We start from the raw sequence: 4,177 nt of genomic DNA, 5'->3' as shown, positions 1-4,177 counted from the left end.
CTTCCACCGAGCCGTCGTTGAAAACGGTGACGTCGATGGTTTTCGCATGGCCGGCGAGGGCTTCGTCGACCGAGTTGTCGATGACTTCCTGCGCCAGGTGGTTCGGTCGCGAGGTGTCGGTGTACATGCCAGGGCGGCGCTTGACCGGGTCAAGGCCGCTGAGGACTTCGATGTCTGCAGCGTTGTAACGAGTATTCATTAGGTATCGAGGCCGTTCGTAGCCGGGCAGGATGGGGTCAGGTCGCGTGGATGGTCAAGCCTGAGGCTAGTGGATATCACCCGGCGAGATTCCTGTAGGAGCCGATTCATCGGCGATCCCGCGGCAGCGGGCAAGGCTGCTGCGAGCACCCAATCGCCGATAAATCGGCTCCTACGCAGTCGTACGGGCAATCAGGGACTCACAGCGGCGCGCAGTGCCACTCGAGCCATTCGCGGTCGGCGCCGTCCAGCAACGGGGACAGGGCGCCGCGTACGGTGGCGTGATAGTCGTCCAGCCAGGCCCGCTCGGAGGGTTCGAGCAGCCGCGGTTCGAGCCCACGACGGTCGAACGGGCAAAGGGTGAGGGTCTCGAAGGCGAAGAAGTCGCCGAACTCGGTGCTGTCCGCCTGGGTCACGACGGCCAGGTTTTCGTGGCGGATACCGTAGCGGCCCGGCTTGTAGAGGCCGGGTTCGATCGAGGTGATCATGCCGGTCTCCAGAGGGACCAGTGCGACACCTGCTCTGGGAGCCCGGATGCCATGGGGGCCCTCATGCACATTGAGGAAGTAGCCCACGCCGTGACCCGTGCCGTGGCCGTAGTCCATGCCGGCCGCCCAGAGCGGCGCACGGGCAAGGGCATCGAGTTGCGGGCCGCTGGCGCCCTTAGGAAAGCGGGCGCGGGAGAGCGCGATCATGCCCTTGAGCACGAGTGTCGAGTCGCGTCGCTGCTCGTCGGTCACCGGCCCCAGCACGAGCACACGCGTGATGTCGGTGGTGCCGCCCAGGTACTGGCCGCCCGAGTCGATCAGAAGCAGTCCCTTGGCCGCAAGCGGGCTGAAGTGCGCCTCGGTCGCCCGGTAATGCGGGAGCGCGCCGTTGGCCTGGTACGCGGCGATCGTCGAGAAGCTTTCGCCGACGAAGCCGCTCTGTGAGGCACGGGCCTCGCGCACGATGGTGTCGACGTCGAGTTCGGTCAGTGGCTCACCAGCGGCCACGCCTGCTTCGATACGGCGGAACGCGTGTGCCAGTGCCGCGCCGTCGCGGCGCATGACGTCGCGGACATGGTCGAGCTCCTCGGTCGTCTTGCGCGCCTTCTGTGCCGTGGACGGGTGCCCGGTGCGAACCTGCCGCACCGTGGCCGGCAGGCCTTCCAGGACCGACACGACAACGCGGCTGGGATCCAGCATGAGCACGGCGTCGTCCGGAAGAGCGGCCATGGCGGAGGCCGCCGTGCCGTAGTCGGCGAGGCCGATGCCGTCCATGGCCAGTGCGTGCTTTACCTCGGCCGGCACTTTGGCGGCATCGACGAACAGGGTGGCCCTGTCGTCGTCGATGAGCAGGTGAGCCAGGAACACCGGGTTGTACTCGACGTCGGCGCCGCGGAGATTGGTCAGCCAGGCGATGTCGTCGAGGCTCGAGAGCAGATGGTGGCTGGCGCCCGCCCGACGCATGGCTGTGCGTACATGACGCAGTTTGTCCGCGCGGTCGACGACGGCGAATGGCGCCGCGTGGACGAAGAGGGGGGCGTCAGGCCGGCCGGGGCGTTCGGGCCAGATGGCGGCGGGCAGGTCGAGATCGGTACGCAGGGTGGCGCCGGCGGCGCCAAGCCGCCTGGCCAGGCTCTCTGCGCCCGAAACATCCAGGCTGTCGCCGGCGGCGGCGACCACGTCGCCCGGGCCGAGCTGGTCGGCCAGCCAGGCGATATGCTCGGGGGTGTGCGCCACCTTGAGTCGCATCAGGGGCAGTCCGCTGCCGGCAAGCTCCTGTTCTGCCTGGGAGAAATAACGGGAATCGGTCCACAGGCCACCACCGGCAGGGGTCACGACCAGGGTGCCGGCCGATCCGGTAAAGCCGGAGAGCCATTCCCGGGCCTGCCAGCGTGGCGGAAGGTATTCGGACAGGTGCGGGTCGGCGCTGGGGACGACGACGGCGGCAACGCCTTCGCGGGCCATGACGGCGCGAAGGGCTTCGAGACGGGCGGGGATGGGCTGGGCGGTCATTCCCTGATGGTAAAACGACAGCTCCGATTCGTGTAAAATACCGATTTCCAGCACTGGCTGCTCGCATGACTCCCCTGATTTTCGTCACCGGCGGTGTGGTGTCTTCCCTAGGGAAGGGCATCGCAGCGGCGTCGCTTGCCTCCATTCTCGAGGCGCGCGGTCTCTCCGTCACCATGATGAAGCTCGATCCGTACATCAACGTGGATCCGGGCACCATGAGTCCCTTCCAGCACGGTGAGGTCTATGTCACCGACGATGGTGCCGAGACCGACCTGGACCTGGGCCACTACGAGCGCTTCGTCCGCACCCGCCTCACCGGCAAGAATTCGATCACCGCCGGCAAGATTTACGAATCGGTCATCCGCAAGGAACGCCGCGGCGACTACCTCGGCGCGACGGTGCAGGTCATCCCGCACATCACCGACGAGATCAAGCATTCCATCCACGAGGCGACGCGCGGTTACGACGTGGCGCTGGTGGAAGTCGGCGGCACGGTGGGCGATATCGAATCGCTGCCCTTCCTCGAAGCCATCCGCCAGTTGCGCATCGAGCACGGCGCGGAGAAGTGCATGTTCGTGCACCTCACCCTGGTGCCGTATATCAAGGCCGCCGGCGAGATCAAGACCAAGCCCACCCAGCATTCGGTGAAGGAGCTGCGCTCGATCGGTATCCAGGCTGACGTGCTCCTGTGCCGCTGCGAAGAGCCGTTGCCGGACGCCGAGCGCCACAAGATCGCGCTGTTCACCAACGTGCCGAAGAACGCCGTCATCAGCACCATCGATGTCGACGTCATCTACAAGCTGCCGATGTGGTTGCACGAGCAGGGCCTGGACGATCTCGTCATCAAGCGCCTCGGCCTGGACGCTGGTCCGGCCGACCTCTCCAGCTGGATCCGCACGGTGGAAGCCGTCGAGCATCCGCGCGACGAAGTCAACGTGGCCATCGTCGGCAAGTACGTCGAACACAAGGATGCCTACAAGTCGCTCGCCGAAGCGCTGCGGCATGGTGGTATCAACCAGTCCGCCCGGGTGAACCTGCACTGGGTGGATTCCGAGGATGTGGAAGCGCGCGGCGCTCGCACGGTGCTCGGCGATGCCGACGCCATCCTCGTGCCGGGCGGCTTCGGCAAGCGCGGTTTCGAAGGCAAGATCCTCGCCGCCCAGTTCGCTCGTGAAACCGGCATCCCGTACTTCGGCATCTGCTACGGCATGCATGCCGCCGTGGTCGAGTTCGCGCGGAACACGGCCGGACTCAAGCAGGCGGATTCGAGCGAGAACGATCGCAACACCCCGGATCCCGTCATCGCGCTGATCACCGAATGGACAACCGCCACCGGCGAAACCGAGCAGCGCACCGAGCGTTCCGACCTCGGTGGCACGATGCGCCTGGGTGCGCAGGAATGCCGCCTCAAGGCCGGCACGCTGGCGCGTGAGCTCTACGGCGAAGACGTGGTGCGCGAGCGCCACCGTCACCGTTACGAGTTCAACAACCGTTATCGCCAGTCGTTCGAAGACCTCGGCATGGTCATCTCGGGCAAGTCGATGGACGATCTCCTGGTGGAAATCGTCGAGCTCCCGCGTCACGTGCATCCGTGGTTCCTTGGCTGCCAGGCGCATCCGGAATTCACCTCCACGCCGCGCGAAGGCCATCCGCTGTTCATTGGCTTCGTCCGCGCGGCCCGCGAGTACAAAGCCGTCCGTGACGGTGAGAAGCTCGCCATCCGTTCCGAGGAGTCCGCTGCATGAAGCTCTGTGGTTTCGAAGTCGGCCTCGACCAGCCGCTGTTCCTGATCGCCGGTCCGTGTGTCATCGAGTCGATGCAGCTCCAGCTCGATGTCGCCGGCAAGCTGAAGGAAATCACCGATCGCCTCGGCATCAACTTCATCTTCAAATCCAGCTTCGACAAGGCCAACCGCTCGTCCGGTGGCAGCTTCCGCGGCCCCGGCCTGGAAGAGGGCCTCAAGGTGCTCGACGCCGTAA

2 protein-coding genes and 2 pseudogenes are annotated in these 4,177 nt (G+C 65.8%); 2 read left to right on the top strand and 2 right to left on the bottom strand.

All coding sequences use genetic code 11. The features are described from left to right. A pseudogene (locus tag AC1DSN_RS19225) lies at positions 1–199 on the bottom strand (DNA topoisomerase IV subunit B); the annotation flags it as partial. A 199-nt stretch (positions 200–398) separates the two neighbouring features. Then, a complete protein-coding gene (locus AC1DSN_RS19220; protein WP_477332267.1) occupies positions 399–2,198 on the bottom strand; it encodes an aminopeptidase P family protein in 1,800 nt (599 codons plus the stop codon). A 65-nt stretch (positions 2,199–2,263) separates the two neighbouring features. Between AC1DSN_RS19220 and AC1DSN_RS19215 the strand changes: the two genes are divergently transcribed. Both AC1DSN_RS19215 and AC1DSN_RS19210 read left to right on the top strand, forming a co-directional pair. Continuing rightward, positions 2,264–3,943: a CTP synthase gene (locus AC1DSN_RS19215; protein WP_213948336.1), complete on the top strand. Its 1,680-nt coding sequence runs from the start codon at positions 2,264–2,266 to the stop codon at positions 3,941–3,943. Next, positions 3,940–4,177 (top strand): annotated as a pseudogene (locus AC1DSN_RS19210) (3-deoxy-8-phosphooctulonate synthase); the annotation flags it as partial. The gene AC1DSN_RS19215 and the pseudogene AC1DSN_RS19210, both read left to right, overlap by 4 nt.

Source organism: Luteibacter sp. P4_D7_3 (assembly GCF_056401735.1).
The sequence above is the reverse complement of the archived record's forward strand: the minus strand, read 5'-3'. Positions and strand labels throughout refer to the sequence as shown.